Annotated in this window: 15 protein-coding genes; 6 read left to right on the forward strand and 9 right to left on the reverse strand. The window is 55.1% G+C overall.

Going from position 1 to position 15,017, the window contains the following annotated elements:
- Positions 1-33: 33 nt before the first annotated feature.
- From NBE99_RS01395 to NBE99_RS01405, 3 genes are all read right to left on the reverse strand, one after another.
- Positions 34-1,368: a cytochrome c biogenesis protein gene (locus NBE99_RS01395; protein WP_250682737.1), complete on the reverse strand. Its 1,335-nt coding sequence runs from the start codon at positions 1,366-1,368 to the stop codon at positions 34-36.
- On the reverse strand, positions 1,369-2,388 hold the full coding sequence (gene hemF / locus NBE99_RS01400) for an oxygen-dependent coproporphyrinogen oxidase (RefSeq protein WP_250682738.1): 1,020 nt from the start codon (positions 2,386-2,388) through the stop codon (positions 1,369-1,371).
- Between the two features lie 66 nt (positions 2,389-2,454).
- Positions 2,455-3,096 (reverse strand): cofactor assembly of complex C subunit B, encoded by a 642-nt coding sequence (locus tag NBE99_RS01405; protein WP_250682739.1) that lies wholly within the window; start codon positions 3,094-3,096, stop codon positions 2,455-2,457.
- A gap of 85 nt (positions 3,097-3,181) precedes the next feature.
- On the opposite strand from NBE99_RS01405, the gene NBE99_RS01410 reads away from it, so the two are divergent.
- Entirely contained in the window at positions 3,182-3,709 is a 528-nt protein-coding gene (locus NBE99_RS01410; protein ID WP_250682740.1) for a L,D-transpeptidase, read from the forward strand.
- On the opposite strand, the gene NBE99_RS01415 is transcribed toward NBE99_RS01410, so the two are convergent.
- Positions 3,706-5,070, reverse strand: a complete 1,365-nt coding sequence (locus NBE99_RS01415; RefSeq protein ID WP_250682741.1) for a CPBP family intramembrane glutamic endopeptidase — start codon at positions 5,068-5,070, stop codon at positions 3,706-3,708. The genes NBE99_RS01410 and NBE99_RS01415 overlap by 4 nt on opposite strands.
- 125 nt (positions 5,071-5,195) lie before the next feature.
- Between NBE99_RS01415 and pheS the strand changes: the two genes are divergently transcribed.
- From pheS to acnB, 3 genes are all read left to right on the forward strand, one after another.
- Positions 5,196-6,206 carry a phenylalanine--tRNA ligase subunit alpha gene (gene pheS / locus NBE99_RS01420; RefSeq protein ID WP_250682742.1) on the forward strand — a complete coding sequence of 337 codons (1,011 nt, stop codon included), beginning with the start codon at positions 5,196-5,198 and terminating at the stop codon, positions 6,204-6,206.
- 12 nt (positions 6,207-6,218) lie between these two features.
- The gene (locus tag NBE99_RS01425; RefSeq protein ID WP_250682743.1) at positions 6,219-6,854 is read left to right on the forward strand and encodes a ParA family protein; all 636 of its coding nucleotides are present in this window, start codon (positions 6,219-6,221) and stop codon (positions 6,852-6,854) included.
- 127 nt (positions 6,855-6,981) lie between these two features.
- Positions 6,982-9,588 carry a bifunctional aconitate hydratase 2/2-methylisocitrate dehydratase gene (gene acnB, locus NBE99_RS01430; RefSeq protein WP_250682744.1) on the forward strand — a complete coding sequence of 869 codons (2,607 nt, stop codon included), beginning with the start codon at positions 6,982-6,984 and terminating at the stop codon, positions 9,586-9,588.
- Here the strand turns inward: acnB and NBE99_RS01435 are convergent.
- Genes NBE99_RS01435 through NBE99_RS01445 form a run of 3 tightly spaced genes read right to left on the reverse strand, consistent with a single transcriptional unit; the run spans position 9,585 to position 12,002 of the window.
- Positions 9,585-9,974, reverse strand: a complete 390-nt coding sequence (locus tag NBE99_RS01435; RefSeq protein WP_250682745.1) for a CrcB family protein — start codon at positions 9,972-9,974, stop codon at positions 9,585-9,587. The genes acnB and NBE99_RS01435 overlap by 4 nt on opposite strands.
- A complete protein-coding gene (gene crcB, locus NBE99_RS01440; protein ID WP_250683672.1) occupies positions 9,961-10,383 on the reverse strand; it encodes a fluoride efflux transporter CrcB in 423 nt (140 codons plus the stop codon). Before crcB ends, NBE99_RS01435 begins: the two co-directional genes overlap by 14 nt.
- A 5-nt stretch (positions 10,384-10,388) precedes the next feature.
- A complete protein-coding gene (locus tag NBE99_RS01445; protein ID WP_250682746.1) occupies positions 10,389-12,002 on the reverse strand; it encodes a sodium:proton antiporter in 1,614 nt (537 codons plus the stop codon).
- Between the two features lie 138 nt (positions 12,003-12,140).
- Here NBE99_RS01445 and NBE99_RS01450 point away from each other — a divergent pair, with 138 nt between their 5' ends.
- Both NBE99_RS01450 and NBE99_RS01455 read left to right on the forward strand, forming a co-directional pair.
- Entirely contained in the window at positions 12,141-12,932 is a 792-nt protein-coding gene (locus tag NBE99_RS01450; RefSeq protein ID WP_250682747.1) for a proteasome-type protease, read from the forward strand.
- A 12-nt stretch (positions 12,933-12,944) separates the two neighbouring features.
- The gene (locus tag NBE99_RS01455) at positions 12,945-13,352 is read left to right on the forward strand and encodes a ferredoxin (RefSeq protein ID WP_250682748.1); all 408 of its coding nucleotides are present in this window, start codon (positions 12,945-12,947) and stop codon (positions 13,350-13,352) included.
- Here the strand turns inward: NBE99_RS01455 and NBE99_RS01460 are convergent.
- Together NBE99_RS01460 and NBE99_RS01465 are read right to left on the reverse strand one after the other, a co-directional pair.
- Positions 13,234-13,815: a helix-turn-helix domain-containing protein gene (locus NBE99_RS01460; RefSeq protein ID WP_250682749.1), complete on the reverse strand. Its 582-nt coding sequence runs from the start codon at positions 13,813-13,815 to the stop codon at positions 13,234-13,236. The genes NBE99_RS01455 and NBE99_RS01460 overlap by 119 nt on opposite strands.
- Entirely contained in the window at positions 13,812-14,984 is a 1,173-nt protein-coding gene (locus tag NBE99_RS01465) for an ABC transporter ATP-binding protein (RefSeq protein ID WP_305879883.1), read from the reverse strand. Before NBE99_RS01465 ends, NBE99_RS01460 begins: the two co-directional genes overlap by 4 nt.
- Positions 14,985-15,017: the final 33 nt, after the last annotated feature.

The raw sequence follows: 15,017 nt of genomic DNA on the forward strand, positions 1-15,017 counted from the left end.
CCAGTGAACTAGAGAGTCAAGGGGGCGTGCAGGCTAATTTTGTTCAACGGCTAGGGGCTGGCCTTGGGATTTTAAGGCATCGGCGATCGCCACCAATTCTTGCTCAAAGGCCAACTGTGCCCGATTGGTACGTCCACCCACATAGAGAAGATCATTCTCCTGCAGCCCCCAGACTTGAGAGTGGGAGACATAGCTCATGATCACGCCCGCCATCAACAGGGCAAAACCGGCATAGAAAAGGGGAATCCCCGGATCGGATTTAATTTGCAGCCCCGTACTGCCCACCAGTTCAATCAACGTCAGCGTGACCCCATTAATTTCCGTACTCATGCCTGTGCGCAAGCTGGTGAGAAACTCGCCCTTGGGGCTATAGATTAAGACCGTGCCCTGTAAATCCCGCGCAATGAGGGAGATTCCCTCGGAGAGATCGGGTTTCGTAGGCAGCCATGTCCCCCAGAGACGACCTTTCCCTTCTGTGTCGAGTTGTGCCATTGGCAGTTGCAGCACGGGACTGTTGTTGAGGCGAAAGCGGAGCGCCGCAATACTCCAATCCGCTTGATAGAGGGTAACTCCGCCATACTTCAAGGGGTGGTTGACATAAATCGTACCCCGCTTCACTTCCTGACCCTCGGCATTCAAGACGGAGAGATCCGAGTAGAACTGATCAATATCACCCACATCAGTGTAATCAATCCAAAAGCGATTCACCTTCACCGACCAGTGTTGGGGGATCCGCGCCAAAGGACCGGCTTGAACAATGTGCTGAAGATGAAATGTTTCGCCACTGGGAACAAGTTCTTGTGCCATAAAGCCCGTCAGTGCCCCCAAAATCCCCCCCAGCAAAATCAAAATCATACTGGCATGGACAACAATGGGGCCAATGCGACCGACAATGCCTTTGCGGGCATAGAGTTGATTGTCGGTTTGCCAGACACGGTAGCCCTTCGCGTTCAGGGCAGCAGCCAGTTCCTTGAGGGAGCCTTGGGGAATCGTGGTGCTCAGGGCCAGCTTTGTGAACTGACGCGGTTCTTGGTAGTACTGCCAGCGTTGGGCTGTGGTGAGGGCAGGCACCTGACGACTAAAGGTACACGCAGTTAAACTTGCCCCAAAGAGCACCAAAAGAGTGAGGTACCAAGGGGTGCGATAGACATGATCTAGCCCCAGTGCCAGCAGTACCCGCCAACTGAGAAAGCCAAACAGGGCGGGGTCTTCGGGATAGTTGGCTTGATAGAAGCTGAGGGACTGCCCCTGCTCAATCACTGTGCCAGCAATACTGGCGATCGCGATCACCAGCAGCAGGAGAATTGCTAAGCGAAGATCTCCAAGGAGAGCCAGAACACGGCGAAACACAGGGGCACTAATCCTCATTTAGCTTGGCCAATTGACCCAGTCTTGGGGCTTGAGAAAGGTGGTGTACAGTTCCGCTTCGCGGCTGTTGGGTTCCGGTGTATAGCCATATTCCCAGCGCACAAGGGGGGGCAGTGACATCAAAATCGACTCGGTGCGACCATTGGTTTGCAGGCCAAAGATGGTGCCGCGGTCATAGACAAGGTTGAATTCCACATAGCGGCCGCGACGATAGAGCTGAAATTGCCGCTCGCGATCGCCATACTCAAGGTGACGCCGCCGTTCCACAATCGGTAGGTAGGCCTCTAGAAACGCTTGACCACAGCTTTGAATAAAGGCAAAGAGGTCTTCCCACGAACGATTGCCAATGGAACCCACCTTTTGGCTGTAGCGAGCGGCCTCGCCATCGGGATGGGGACCACGGTAAAGCTCGCGATCGCTGCCATCTTGGTAGTCAAAGAAAATCCCGCCCACGCCACGGGTTTCGCCGCGATGCTTCAGGTAAAAGTATTCATCGCACCAGCGCTTAAAAACAGGATAGTATTCGCTGTGGTGGCGATCGCAGGCAGCCTTATGGACTTGGTGAAAATGCTTAGCATCCTCGGCAAAGGGGTAGTAAGGGGTCAAATCTGCGCCACCGCCAAACCACCACACAGGGCCTGCTTCAAAATAGCGGTAGTTCAAATGCACCGTTGGCACATAGGGATTGCGGGGATGGAGCACCATTGAGGTACCCGTGGCATAGAAGCCATGACCCGCCGCCTCCGGCCGCTGTGCCAAGATTGAGGGCGGCAACTGCTCCCCCCACACTTCTGAGAAATTGACCCCTCCCTGCTCCAGAAGCTGGCCATTTTTCATCACCCGCGAGCGACCGCCCCCCCCTTCGGGACGTTGCCAACTGTCTTCATGAAAGCGGGCACCGCCATCGGTTGCCTCTAAGGCCTGACAAATCTGATCCTGTAGGTCTTTGAGAAACGTGGCCACCCGTTGACGCGAGTCGCTCGGCACAGTAGGAGGGGTAGCAGAAGTTGCAATAGTCATAAGTAAATATCGAAATCCTAAATAAACGGTCTTCAGTGTCAAAAAAAAAGTCGCTTCAAAGCGTGTCTAGGCTTTATTGTACTGTTCTGCTAGCACTTGGGCGAACTTGGCGGCAAGGGCAGCCACCCACTGCTCATCCTGCTTGGTATAGCTGCGAGGGGCATTGGTGCCCAGAATCATCACCGTTTGCGCATCCACTGGTTGGCAGATCACCCCTTGGGTATTGGGGGGCAAATAGTCAAATTCAATGCGGCCGGGGTAAAGTGCCAGATCCACTAAATAGATGGGACGTTGGGTTTGCAGTGCTCGCTGAACAATCGCACCGGTGGCCGTCATAGATTTTGGCCCAAGAATACCTCGCCGCAAGAGGGGGCGATCGCCCCGCCAAATGACGATGGACTTTGTAGGCGTATTCGTCAACAACGTGTAGGACAGCCACGCCAGTTCAGTTTTCAACTCAGGGGAGAGATCTGCCGCTAGCTCAAACCCTTCTTCACCTTCGAGGATCACCGCTTGCGGCGGACGGGGTTGCACCTGCTGCCAAATCAGCGTCGTCAAAATCAATACCGCTGCCAAGATCACCCCCACAACATCAGCGCGGGCTTGCGAGGGCGTTAGCATTGGCGTCAAGAGGCGATTGACGAGGAGCAGTGTGCCTCCCAAAACCCCCGTTGCTAGGGGTAAATAGCGCAGAAATTGATCCGTCATCTAAAATTTTGAAAAATTCTCTGACAGTCCCTGTATTTATTATTCAGTAAGCCTGATGTGGCGGTGTTGTGGAGTGAATTTGGCAATGCAAGGACAAGGGTTCCTCCAGGCAGGCCAGCGAGCGATCGCGGCTTTTGGACTAGTGACTTTCAGCCTTTGCGGTCAGCTTTCCTCTACCCTTGCCACCGCCCCCCCACCTACCACAACCGAACCAAGGGTTGCCCCCCTGCGCCTAGAAATTAGCCTATCGCGGCGCCAATTGACCCTCTATCAAGGGCAAACTCCCCTGCGGCGGTATCCAGTGGCCGTGGGTCGGCCGGGGTGGGAGACCCCCACGGGTCAATTTCAAATTCGCGAGATGATTCGCAATCCCGCTTGGAAAAACCCCTTTACAGGTGCCGTCATTGCCGGTGGACATCCGCGGAATCCCTTGGGGCGGCGTTGGATTGGCTTTTGGAGTGACGGCAAAAATTGGGTTGGACTCCACGGTACCCCAAATCCGGATTCCATTGGCCATGCCGTCTCCCATGGTTGTGTGCGCATGTATAACCACCACATTGAGGAGCTTTTTGAAAAAGTAAAGCTGGGTGTGCCCGTAATTGTCGTGCGCTAGAAAGGAGCGACAAGGGCTGCGCCAAAAAAGACAACGGCGATCGCATCCACTAGGCCATGGAGCATGACCCCTGCCCAGAGGCGCTGTGTACAGGCAAACGTCAGGCAGTAAAAGAGGGAGGCCAATGTTGCCATGAGAATATAAACTCCTCGGTAGGCCATGAGGGGCAGTTGAATATCGGCATTCGGCTCATTACCCACATGAAGAACGCCAAAGAGGAGCGAACAAATGAGAATGGCGCCCCAAGCAATGACCACCGGACGCTGGCGATCGCCCCCATACTGCTGCAACAGATCCCGCACGAAAATCATCAAGCCACTGCGAAAGAGTGCCTCCTCAAAAATGCCCACCCGCATTGCAAAGAGGGTGACATAAACAAACACCTCTAGGGGCGAGGGCGTGAAGTTGAATTCCGCCAAGGGCAAAAAGCCCAATAGACTTCCCAAGGGCACCATGGTCACTAGAGCCGCCAAGAACATTCCCGCCAATAAACGGGCATCGCGCCAGCGGGGTTCAAAGCTATAGCCAAAGTGCGATCGCCCCAGCCCACTGCCAAAAATGATCACAAGAATAAACAGTTGCAGCGCCACAAAAGGACCAAAGCGAAAGTAGGGTCTCGAGAACCAGTAGAGGCTAAAAAGCGAGACCGCAATTAAGGGAATGTCGTGCAGTCCCAATCCCTTTGGGGTCGCCCGTGGGGGGTGTCGCCGCTGCCAATCGCCCCAAGCACAGAGGAAGAGATAAATGGGCGTAATGATGAACCCTTCAGTGTACTCCTTGGGAAAGGCTGGCGAGATCAGCCCACTATGGCTGAGCAACAAGTAGAGCGCTGCTCCGCTGATCCAAGCCCACAACAGCGGCGTCGGCGTAGTTTTCTGCCGCAGCAGGCAAGGAACCTGTACCATTGCCCACACTCCCCCGAGAAAGATCAGCAAGTTCAGCCACGGCTGATCAGCAAAGATTAAATTGGTGAGAACCCGCTGCCAAGGAAAGCGGCCTGCTTGGGGGAGCATCAAGCCAATGGCAATGTACAGTGCCAAACTTAGGAGCAACCGTTGCGGCCACCGTTGAGCCATCCGTCTAAAATCCCGCTCGCCGCTTGCCCACCACAGCACGGGGAAACCGCCAATGATCACGATGGCGGCAGCTTCCACGAGACTTTCTGGCCACGGCCAAGGGGTTAATGACAAGTAGTGGAGGTAGAGCAGTTGTGCCAAAAACCACAGACCACAGGCTGCGATCGCTGTCTGTTGCTCTCGGCGCGTTGAAAATCGGGGTAACCTGAGAAAAGCTTGGGGGGCTTTGGTCAACCAGTTCCTGAGCGGTGGTATCAACTGGCTAATCTCTTGAAGAAGCGGCATTGGAGAACCATCGCGATCGCAACTGCGGGCATAGCGTTATAATCAAGGCTTATTCCCAATACGTGGGAATGTTTTATCTTGACCGAAATTGTTGCCATTTGTGCACCCCGCAATCGCATTTTGCCATGACGACCCCCACCCTTGATCGTGACCTGCTCAGCCAACAACTTAAAGATTTAGAAGCCAAAGCCCTGCAGGCGATCGCCACAGCCAGCAGCCTCGATACCCTAGAACAACTGCGTGTGGCCTACCTTGGCAAAAAAGGGGAACTCTCGCAAATTCTCGCCCTCATGGGGAAATTGCCCCCTAGCGATCGCCCCACCATCGGTACCCTTGCCAATACCCTCAAGGAAAAACTGCTCCAAGAACTAGAAGCACGCCGAGAAACCCTCCAAGCCGAAAAAATTGCTGCTCAATTGGCAGCTGAGAGCTTGGATGTGACGATGCCGGGTGTGTTTCGCCCCCAAGGCCACATTCACCCCCTCAATAGCACCATTGACCGCATCCTCGATATTTTTGTGGGTCTCGGCTATACCGTTGCCAATGGCCCAGAAATGGAAACTGACTACTACAACTTTGAAGCCCTCAACACCCCTGCGGATCACCCTGCTCGCGATATGCAGGATACGTTCTACCTGCCGGATGGTAATCTCCTGCGCACCCACACCTCATCAGTGCAGATTCGCTACATGGAACTCAACGATCCGCCCATCCGCATTGTTGCCCCTGGGCGCTGCTACCGCCGCGACACTGAAGATGCCACCCATGCCGCCGTCTTCCATCAGATTGAAATTTTGGCAGTGGATGAGGGGCTGACGTTTACGGATCTCAAGGGCACTGTCACCACCTTCCTCGCGGAACTGTTTGGCGAAGTTCCAATTCGTTTCCGCGCGAGCTATTTTCCCTTTACGGAACCCTCCGCCGAAGTAGATGTGCAGTGGCAGGGGCGCTGGCTAGAGGTGATGGGCTGTGGCATGGTGGATCCCGCTGTCTTGAAAAATGTGGGCTACGATCCAGAGGTCTATACGGGCTTTGCTGCCGGATTTGGCGTGGAGCGGTTTGCCATGGTGCTGCATCAAATTGATGACATTCGCCGCTTTTACACCAGTGATTTGCGCTTTCTGCGGCAGTTTTAGGAGGGCAGAGCCTTGGCTGAACCCCGTCTGCTCGCTGTGCTTAACGGTAAGGGAGGCGTTGGCAAAACCACAACGGCAATCAACCTAGCAGCCACCTATGCCGAGCAGTACAAAGTGTTGTTGGTGGATACGGATCCCCAAGCCTCAGCCACCTGGTGGTTTCAGCGCAGTGGACAATCCATGGGCTTTGATTTGGCGCAGGAGGTCAACCCCACGCTCCTCAGCAAGGTGCGCCAGCTCTCTGGCTATGACTTAATTGTCGTGGATACCCCCCCTGCCTTGGCATCCAGTGCCCTTGCAGCAATTGTACCCATTGCCGACTATCTGGTGCTGCCCACCCCCCCCGCCCCCATTGATCTAGCCGCCCTCATTGAAACAGTGAAGCAAGTGGTGCAACCGTCTAAAGTTCCTCACCGCGTTTTGCTCACCCGCGTTGATCCCCGCTGTGTCAATGAAGCCCTCGAAGCCCAAAATACGCTTTTGCAGTTGGGCGTAGCCGCCTGCCACTCCTTTATCCGCGCCTACAAAGCCCACGAACGGGCGGCTCTCGACGGCGTACCCATTACCCAATGGAAAGGCAAACAGGCCAAAGAAGCCCAAGCAGATTACCGCCGTGTTGCCGAAGAACTACAGCGGGACTGGCGATAACAGGGGGCGATCGCCCCAAGGGTAGCGAAGGTCACCAAACTCCCAAAGGGGAATCTGTACTCTAAAATCTAGATCCGCACTTAAATGATTTTGTTCTCCCTTGTCTCCGAATTGAGGTCAACAGAGCGTGGACACAACCGTACTCAGCCAATACCGTCAGCAAACCCAAGAACGTGCTGCTTTGGGGATTCCCCCCTTGCCCTTGACGGCGGCAGAAACCTCAGCGGTCTGTGATCTACTGCAACACCCCCCAGCGGGAGAGGAAGACTACCTACTGTACCTGATTCGCGATCGCGTGCCCCCCGGTGTGGATGAAGCGGCCTACATTAAAGCTGGGTTTTTGACAGCGATCGCCAAGGGAGAACTGACTAGTCCTCTCATCACCCCCGTTGCCGCCGTTGAACTCCTAGGGACAATGTTGGGGGGTTACAATGTCCAATCCCTGATTGACCTGCTGCGCCATGAGACCCCAGCACTTGCCAGTGCAGCAGCCAAAGCCCTGAGCCACATCCTCTTGGTCTATGACGCCTTTCACGACGTCCAAGATCTGATGCACCAAGGCAATCCCTACGCCCGCCAAGTGATGGAATCTTGGGCCAATGGGGATTGGTTTACCTGTCGTGATCCGCTACCAGAGGCCATTACCGTCACGGTTTTTAAGGTGGACGGCGAAACCAATACCGATGACCTCTCCCCTGCCCCCCATGCCACTACCCGTCCCGATATTCCCCTGCACGCTACAGTGATGCTCGAAACCCGCTTGCCGGGAGCACTACAAATCATTGCCGAACTCAAGCAAAAGGGGTATCCCCTTGCCTATGTGGGGGATGTGGTTGGCACCGGTTCCTCCCGCAAGTCCGCCACCAACTCCGTGATTTGGCACATTGGCCGTGACATTCCCTGCGTCCCCAATAAACGGACAGGGGGTGTTTGTCTCGGTGGCAAAATTGCCCCCATTTTCTTCAACACCATGGAGGACTCCGGCGCGCTGCCCATTGAGTGCGATGTCACCCGAATGAATATGGGGGACGTGATCACGATTTATCCCTATCGAGGCGAAATCACCAATGAAGCGGGAGAGGTGATTAGTCGCTTTACTCTCAAGCCCGATACCCTCTTGGACGAAGTGCGGGCGGGGGGCCGCATTCCCCTTCTCATTGGTCGTACCCTCACTGACAAAGCACGGGCTGCCCTTGGCCTAGAACCCAGTCCCCTCTTTACCCGTCCCAAGCCCCCCGTCGAGAGCAGTAAGGGCTATACCTTGGCGCAAAAAATCGTTGGCAAAGCCTGTGGTCTCCCTGGTGTCCGCCCGGGCACCTACTGCGAACCGGTCATGACCACGGTTGGCTCGCAGGATACGACAGGCCCGATGACCCGTGATGAACTCAAGGAGCTGGCCTGCCTTGGCTTTGGTGCCGATTTGGTGTTGCAAAGTTTCTGCCATACAGCAGCCTATCCCAAGCCCATTGACATCAAAACCCACAAAGAGCTGCCCGACTTTATCACCTCGCGGGGTGGCGTCTCGCTGCGACCGGGGGATGGCATTATTCACTCTTGGCTCAACCGCATGCTGCTACCCGATACCGTAGGCACCGGGGGCGATTCCCATACCCGTTTTCCCTTGGGCATTTCCTTCCCAGCAGGTTCTGGCTTGGTGGCTTTTGCGGCGGCCTTGGGGGTGATGCCCTTGGATATGCCGGAGTCGGTGCTGGTGCGCTTCAAAGGTTCGTTGCAGCCGGGGGTGACGCTGCGGGACATTGTCAATGCCATTCCCTATGTGGCCATTCAGCAGGGCAAGCTCACCATCGCCAAGGAAAATAAAAAGAATGTGTTTTCCGGACGGATCATGGAAATGGAGGGGCTGCCAGACTTGCAACTGGAGCAGGCCTTTGAACTGACCGATGCTACAGCGGAGCGATCGGCAGCAGGCTGCACCATTAAACTCAGTGAAGAAACAGTGGCGACCTACCTGCGCTCGAATGTGGTACTGCTCAAGAACATGGTGGCTCGCGGCTATGGCGATGCCCGTACAATTCTGCGGCGGATGAAAAAAATGGAGGCGTGGTTGGCCAATCCCAGTCTTCTCTCTGCGGATCCGGACGCTGAGTATGCCGATATCATTGAGGTCGATCTCGATCAAATCAAAGAACCCTTGGTAGCGGCGCCCAATGATCCCGACAATATCAAAACCCTCTCAGAATGTGCGGGAGATGCGGTGCAGGAGGTCTTTATTGGTTCTTGCATGACGAATATCGGTCACTACCGTGCCGCAGCCAAGGTTCTTGAAGGAGAAGGCCCCGTCAAAGTTCGCCTCTGGATTGCGCCGCCGACGCGCATGGATGAGCAACAGTTGCGTGAAGAGGGCTACTACAGCATTTTTGCTGCGGCTGGCGCACGAATGGAGCTGCCGGGCTGCTCCCTGTGTATGGGAAATCAAGCTCGCGTTGCTGACAACACCACCGTTTTTTCCACCTCCACACGGAACTTCAATAACCGCATGGGCAAAGGGGCACGGGTCTATCTCGGATCCGCAGAGCTAGCAGCAGTCTGTGCCCTGCTGGGGCGTATTCCCACCCGCGAGGAGTACCTGGCGATCGTGACGCGGAAAATTGATCCCTTTGCAGCGGATCTCTATCGCTACCTCTACTTTGACCAAATTCCCGACTACGAAAACCAAGGCCGCCTCATTTCCAAAGAGGAGGAAGCGAAGCTAGTAGCCAGTATTGGCGGCTAGCCGTTGATCTTAACCCAATGGGAGAAAGCGATACCGGCTTCCACACAAAGAAACCCAAGGATCGGCGTACTGAGCCAATAAAACCACGCAATGCGGGAGTAGCCTTCGCGGCGCAGGTTAGATACCTCGAGGGTAAATGTGGAAAAGGTGGTCAAAGACCCCAAAAATCCCACCGTGATGCCATAGCTGAGCCACAGCGGTGCCCCCCAACGGGCTAAAACATGGCTCAAAAAACCCATGAGAAAGGCACCCATGAGATTCACTGTCAAGGTACCAAACACAAGGGTGCCAAAGCGGCGATCGCTCCACAGACCCACATAATATCTGGTCAAGGCGCCGGGCACTGCCCCAATGGCAATGGCCAATAAACTCTCAGGGGCAATCATCCCACTTCTCCCAGTGGGCTAGACTCCGCAGCGTTAAGCGGCTGCCCAACTCCAGTGCGAGCAACCCTAGTCCCATACTGCCAAGCCAGTAAAAGCCTTGGACGGCGGCATCCCTGATCCCCAATAGCTTATCGTTATCCAACTCGTAGGATGAAAAGGTAGTGTAGGAACCAATGAATCCCGTTGTCAAGAGTAGGCGCAAATCGGGGTGCAGGACAAACGTGCGGGCAAAGGCAAGGGGGGCAATCACCCCCAGCAAAAAGCAGCCCGTGACATTGACAACAAGCGTAGCAAAGGGCACATTGCCGGCAAGATAGGGTTCCAAATAGACCTCTAGTAAGAAGCGACTCAAGGCACCGGGGATGGCTCCAAGACTAACGGCCAACGCAGGGCGCAAGCGGGGATGCATCGAGATCACGAGCGTGGCTCCTCCACAATCAACACAGGTCGAGTTGAGGTCTCAAGAATACTCTGACACACAGACCCCATGAGGACACGCTTGAGACCCTTTTGACCATGTTTGCCAAGAATGATTTCAGTCACATTGTACAGGGCAGCGGTATCCAAAATGGCTTCGGTAATCGGGCCAGCGGTCACAATGAAACGATAGCGAATATCTGCGAGGTACTGCTTAATTTGAGTTTCGAGTGTGGCCACTGCCTTGGGTTCAGGTACGTCCTGCACATGGAGAACAATCACTTCTGCATCGGCACGCCGCGCTAATTCCGCTGCCTTTTGCAGGACGTAGGGGGTGACACTAGAAACATCCACCGGTGTTAAGAGAACCACCCGTGGTTGCAGCAGGACTTTGGTGGGATCCACCTCGCCCTTTTGCAGGAGTTTTGGCGCAAACGTGGGAATCGCCCATGCCCCCAAGGGAGCCGTAATCAGGATCGACAGGACAGCGATCGCCAGCATCGTTTCACCCCCCGCCACCCCAGCGGATAAGGGCAAAGCACCGATCGCCGCTTGCACCGTTGCCTTTGCGGAATTCCCCGGCAGTAAAAAGAGGCGTTCTGAGAGTGTCCAATTACTGCCAAGGGTGGAAAGATACCAACCGATGCCGCGCCCAATCAAGGTACCCACTGCTAAAATCACCAAGCCCACGCCGAGGGAACTTTGCAACACCCCCAACTGGACACTGGCACCCAACAGCACAAAGAGAAAAATCTCTGCCACCTGCCACAGCACATCAAACCCCCCCCGCAATTGCCGCGCTAGGGGCGCATCCATCTCAATCAAGAAGAATCCTGCACTCATAACTGCAAGGTAGCCGGAAAACAACGGCAGGCGATCGGCCAAGCCCACCGCCCCTAAGGCCACTGCTGCTGCCACCAGCGTCGTTTGCACCCGATTTTGACTCCAGTTTTGCTTGACCAACAAAAAGACCAGTGCCCATGCCAAGCCATAGCCCACGATCAAGCCACCACCAATTTCAAGGAGTGCCTGCACACTCACCCCCAAGGCTGGTGGCAAAGCCCCTAGGAATCCTGCCTCATGCTCAGACCCCATCAGCAGACTAAAAAGCAGCAGCACCACCACATCAGAAATGGCACTGCCCGAGAGAATCGCATCACTAATGCCTTTGTCCACGCCCCAGCCTAAACTTTTTAGCCGTAGCATGCCTGGCACAATGACAGCCGGGGACTCTGGTGCCACGATCGCTCCCAATAATAGTCCTTGGCGCAAATCAAATCCCAGTAGGAGCATGGCCACCCCGGCCACAACTGCCATTTCACACAGTGCGGGTAATACACCGAGGCGTAGCGCCACCGTGCCCTGTTGTGCCAACTTCTGGCGATCCAAGCCTAGCCCCGCCTTCATCAAAATCACCATCACCGCAACAGCCCGAAAGGTGGGGGCTGCCGTTAGGACATCGGTTTGCAACAAATTCAAGGCCGCAGGCCCGAGGACAATCCCGACGAGAATCATGCCGATCAAGGCCGGTGCCCCCAGTCGCCGTGCCAACTGACCCGCAAAGAATCCCAGCAGGAGAATCAGGGCAAGGGTTTCTAGAATGGCTGACATTGCTGCAAACCTCACTGTGACACCGAACCCTACCCTATCGGATCATCAGGTCGATTTCCAATCCTCGGCGTCCCTAGCGATCGCCGCAAATCCCTTATATGCTCTATAGTGCTTGGTTATTGGCGGAGCATAGGCAAGATGACATATTGCTTGGGAATTCTCACTACATCAGGTTTGGTGATGGCGGCAGACTCTCGCACTAATGCGGGGGTGGATTATATCTCCACCTATCAGAAGCTCTTTGATTTTTCGGTGCCGGGGGAGCGGGTAATTGTCATTTGTACCGCTGGTAACCTTTCAATTACTCAGGAAGTCCTCACACTCATTCGCCGTGATCTCAAGGGGCAATTGGAGCACAGTCTCAACTCGCTACCCAACATGTATGAGGTGGCGCGTTATATCGGTGGGAAGCTGCGGGAAGTCACAGAAAGTCATCGGCCTTGGCTGGCCAAAGATAACATTGACTACCAATGCACATTTCTCGTGGGTGGACAAATTCGCGGTGAGGAACCTTATCTCTACCTCATTTACAGCCAAGGTAATTTCCTGCAAGCGACCCCTGAAACTCCCTTTCTCCAGATTGGTGAAACAAAGTATGGCAAACCGATTCTCGACCGCACATTGCGCTTTGATACCCCCGTAGATGCGGCAGCCAAGTATGCGCTGCTCTCCTTGGATTCAACGATGAAATCCAATATCTCCGTTGGGCCGCCCCTTGACCTGATCATGTACCGCACCGATAGCTTTGAAATCTGTCACCGCGCCGAATTTGTCCTTGGCGATCCCTTTTTGGTAAAGGTGCGGCAATTTTGGGAAGCCTCTCTACGGCGCGCCTTTGAGGAAATGCCCGATATTGAATGGAATCGGCGACAGCCTTCCCCCACCTCCTCGATAGTCTTGCCGACATCGGAAACCCTGATTGGAGAGTAGGTACAGCAGGTTATGACCTCCCTTTCTTTAGACCAGCAAGTGGCCGCCCTTGGCATTGGTCAGATTCGGCAGCACCTGTTCCTGTGTGCGGATCAAACGAAGCCGCTGTGCTGTGACAAGGCAGTGGGCTTAGAGGCATGGGAGTATTTGAAAAAACGCCTTAAGGAATTGGGTTTGGATCAACCGCGCCCAGAGGGCTGTATTTTTCGCACAAAGGCCAATTGCTTGCGCGTATGTCAACAAGGCCCCATTTTAGTCGTCTATCCCGAAGGTGTCTGGTATCACTCGGCAACACCGGCCGTTATTGAGCGGGTGATTCAGGAGCATGTGCTGGGGGGGCAGATTGTCCAAGAGTATCTATTGGCGTCACCACTGCCCGAAAGAGCAGGCGATCGCCCCACCAATAGCCCGCATGGGTAATGCGCACAGGGGTTCCTTCCTCTAACGGTGCGCGATCGCTCTGGTGCTGGTGCGGATCAAAGGGGACACAGGCGCCGACCTCACCAATGCACTTGACCCCCCACTGCTCCACAAGTTGAAACACTGGCTTCACAAGGGGCAAAATTCCCTGGGCGGGTGCCGTAGGGTTTTGGCTAGCGGCGTAGGCAGCAGTGGGCCAGAACCGCAGGAAAGGTTCAAGAATTTGGAGGGCTTGGTGTTGCAGGGCGGCTTCAGGGGACGCTTCACCATAAAACCACTGCCAAAACTCCAAGGGCGTCACCCCCAGAACTTGGGCAAGGTGTTCAAGGGTCTCTAGGCGCAAGCGGCGCAGTTCCCCTGACCAAATGGCATTGGCTTGGTGGCGGGTGAAGCCGTGGCGACGCAGTTGACTTTTGCGGGTAATGCCGACCATGGCGAGGCGGGCTTGCAGGCGCTGGCTCATGGTTCTAGTCGCTGTCCAGTGGAGTAGTCAAAGAAGTGGAGGTGCTCTGGATCAGGACGCAAATACAGGCGATCGCCCCGCTGAATCGGCTGTTGCCCCGGTAGGCGTACCCGCAACGTTTCTCCTGTCGCAGTGAGGTGAACGCTCAAGCCCGTTTCATGGCCCAGGACTTCCACGAGATCCACTTGAATCGGCAGGGCATCGGTCTCTTCAGCCGTGGCCAACGCAAAATGTTCTGGACGAATGCCCAACCACGCCTTTGCTGTGGAGGGTAAGGGCAGGTTCAAGGACAGCTGCCAATCGTGGTACTGAATCTTGCCTTGGTTGAGGGTCACGGCTAAAACGTTCATCGGCGGTGAGCCAATAAACTCAGCGACAAAGCGATTGGCAGGGCGTTGATAGAGGTCGAGGGGTGTAGCAATTTGTTGAATCTGACCTTGATGCAGCACCACAATGCGATCGCCCATCGTCATTGCTTCCGTTTGATCGTGGGTCACGTAAATTGTTGTAATGCCCAATTGCTGCTGAAGTTGGACAATTTGAGCGCGGGTTTCAGTGCGCAGCTTGGCATCAAGGTTTGACAGCGGTTCATCCATCAAAAAGACTTGGGGATTGCGCGCCATGGCTCGTCCTAGCGCCACCCGCTGTTTCTGACCACCGGACAGTTGTTTGGGATAGCGGTAGAGCAAGTGCTCAATTTGCAGCATCTCCGCAATCTGCATCACCCGTTGGTGAATTGCCCGCTCACGGGGAAAGGAGAGTTGCAGGGGTTTGGGGAGCGATCGCGTCCAACGGGTTAGGGTGGCTTCAATAGGGGCAGGGAGCACACCATGCATCTGGGGGTTGCGGCGCAAGCCAAAGGCCAAGTTGTCATAGACCGTCAGGTGGGGATAAAGGGCATAGCTTTGAAAGACCATGGCAATGTCCCGCGCTTTGGGCGGTAAACCATTGACCACGCGATCGCCCACCCAAATTGTGCCTGTGGTTGGCTCATCTAGACCCGCAATCAACCGCAGCAGGGTACTTTTGCCACACCCTGAAGGCCCCACCAGCACCAAAAACTCCCCAGCCGCCACATTGAGATCAATCCCTTGCAGCACCGTGACAGTACTCCCCCGCTGCGGGTCGCGATAGACCTTGGTCAGTTGTTCAAGGCGTACACCAGTCACGATCGCTGTCCTAGAGATGCTGCGGCTAATTCG

The organism is Thermosynechococcus sp. HN-54 (assembly GCF_023650955.1).
In the GTDB taxonomy this organism is placed as follows: Bacteria; Cyanobacteriota; Cyanobacteriia; order Thermosynechococcales; family Thermosynechococcaceae; genus Thermosynechococcus.

Bases quoted from the DNA above. Each gene is read 5' to 3' on its own strand.
- NBE99_RS01395 (WP_250682737.1), bottom strand. From the start codon at position 1,368: ATGAGGATTAGTGCCCCTGTGTTTCGCCGTGTTCTGGCTCTCCTTGGA.
- hemF (WP_250682738.1), bottom strand. From the start codon at position 2,388: ATGACTATTGCAACTTCTGCTACCCCTCCTACTGTGCCGAGCGACTCG.
- NBE99_RS01405 (WP_250682739.1), bottom strand. From the start codon at position 3,096: ATGACGGATCAATTTCTGCGCTATTTACCCCTAGCAACGGGGGTTTTG.
- NBE99_RS01410 (WP_250682740.1), top strand. From the start codon at position 3,182: ATGCAAGGACAAGGGTTCCTCCAGGCAGGCCAGCGAGCGATCGCGGCT.
- NBE99_RS01415 (WP_250682741.1), bottom strand. From the start codon at position 5,070: ATGCCGCTTCTTCAAGAGATTAGCCAGTTGATACCACCGCTCAGGAAC.
- pheS (WP_250682742.1), top strand. From the start codon at position 5,196: ATGACGACCCCCACCCTTGATCGTGACCTGCTCAGCCAACAACTTAAA.
- NBE99_RS01435 (WP_250682745.1), bottom strand. From the start codon at position 9,974: ATGATTGCCCCTGAGAGTTTATTGGCCATTGCCATTGGGGCAGTGCCC.
- crcB (WP_250683672.1), bottom strand. From the start codon at position 10,383: ATGCATCCCCGCTTGCGCCCTGCGTTGGCCGTTAGTCTTGGAGCCATC.
- NBE99_RS01445 (WP_250682746.1), bottom strand. From the start codon at position 12,002: ATGTCAGCCATTCTAGAAACCCTTGCCCTGATTCTCCTGCTGGGATTC.
- NBE99_RS01450 (WP_250682747.1), top strand. From the start codon at position 12,141: ATGACATATTGCTTGGGAATTCTCACTACATCAGGTTTGGTGATGGCG.
- NBE99_RS01455 (WP_250682748.1), top strand. From the start codon at position 12,945: ATGACCTCCCTTTCTTTAGACCAGCAAGTGGCCGCCCTTGGCATTGGT.
- NBE99_RS01460 (WP_250682749.1), bottom strand. From the start codon at position 13,815: ATGAGCCAGCGCCTGCAAGCCCGCCTCGCCATGGTCGGCATTACCCGC.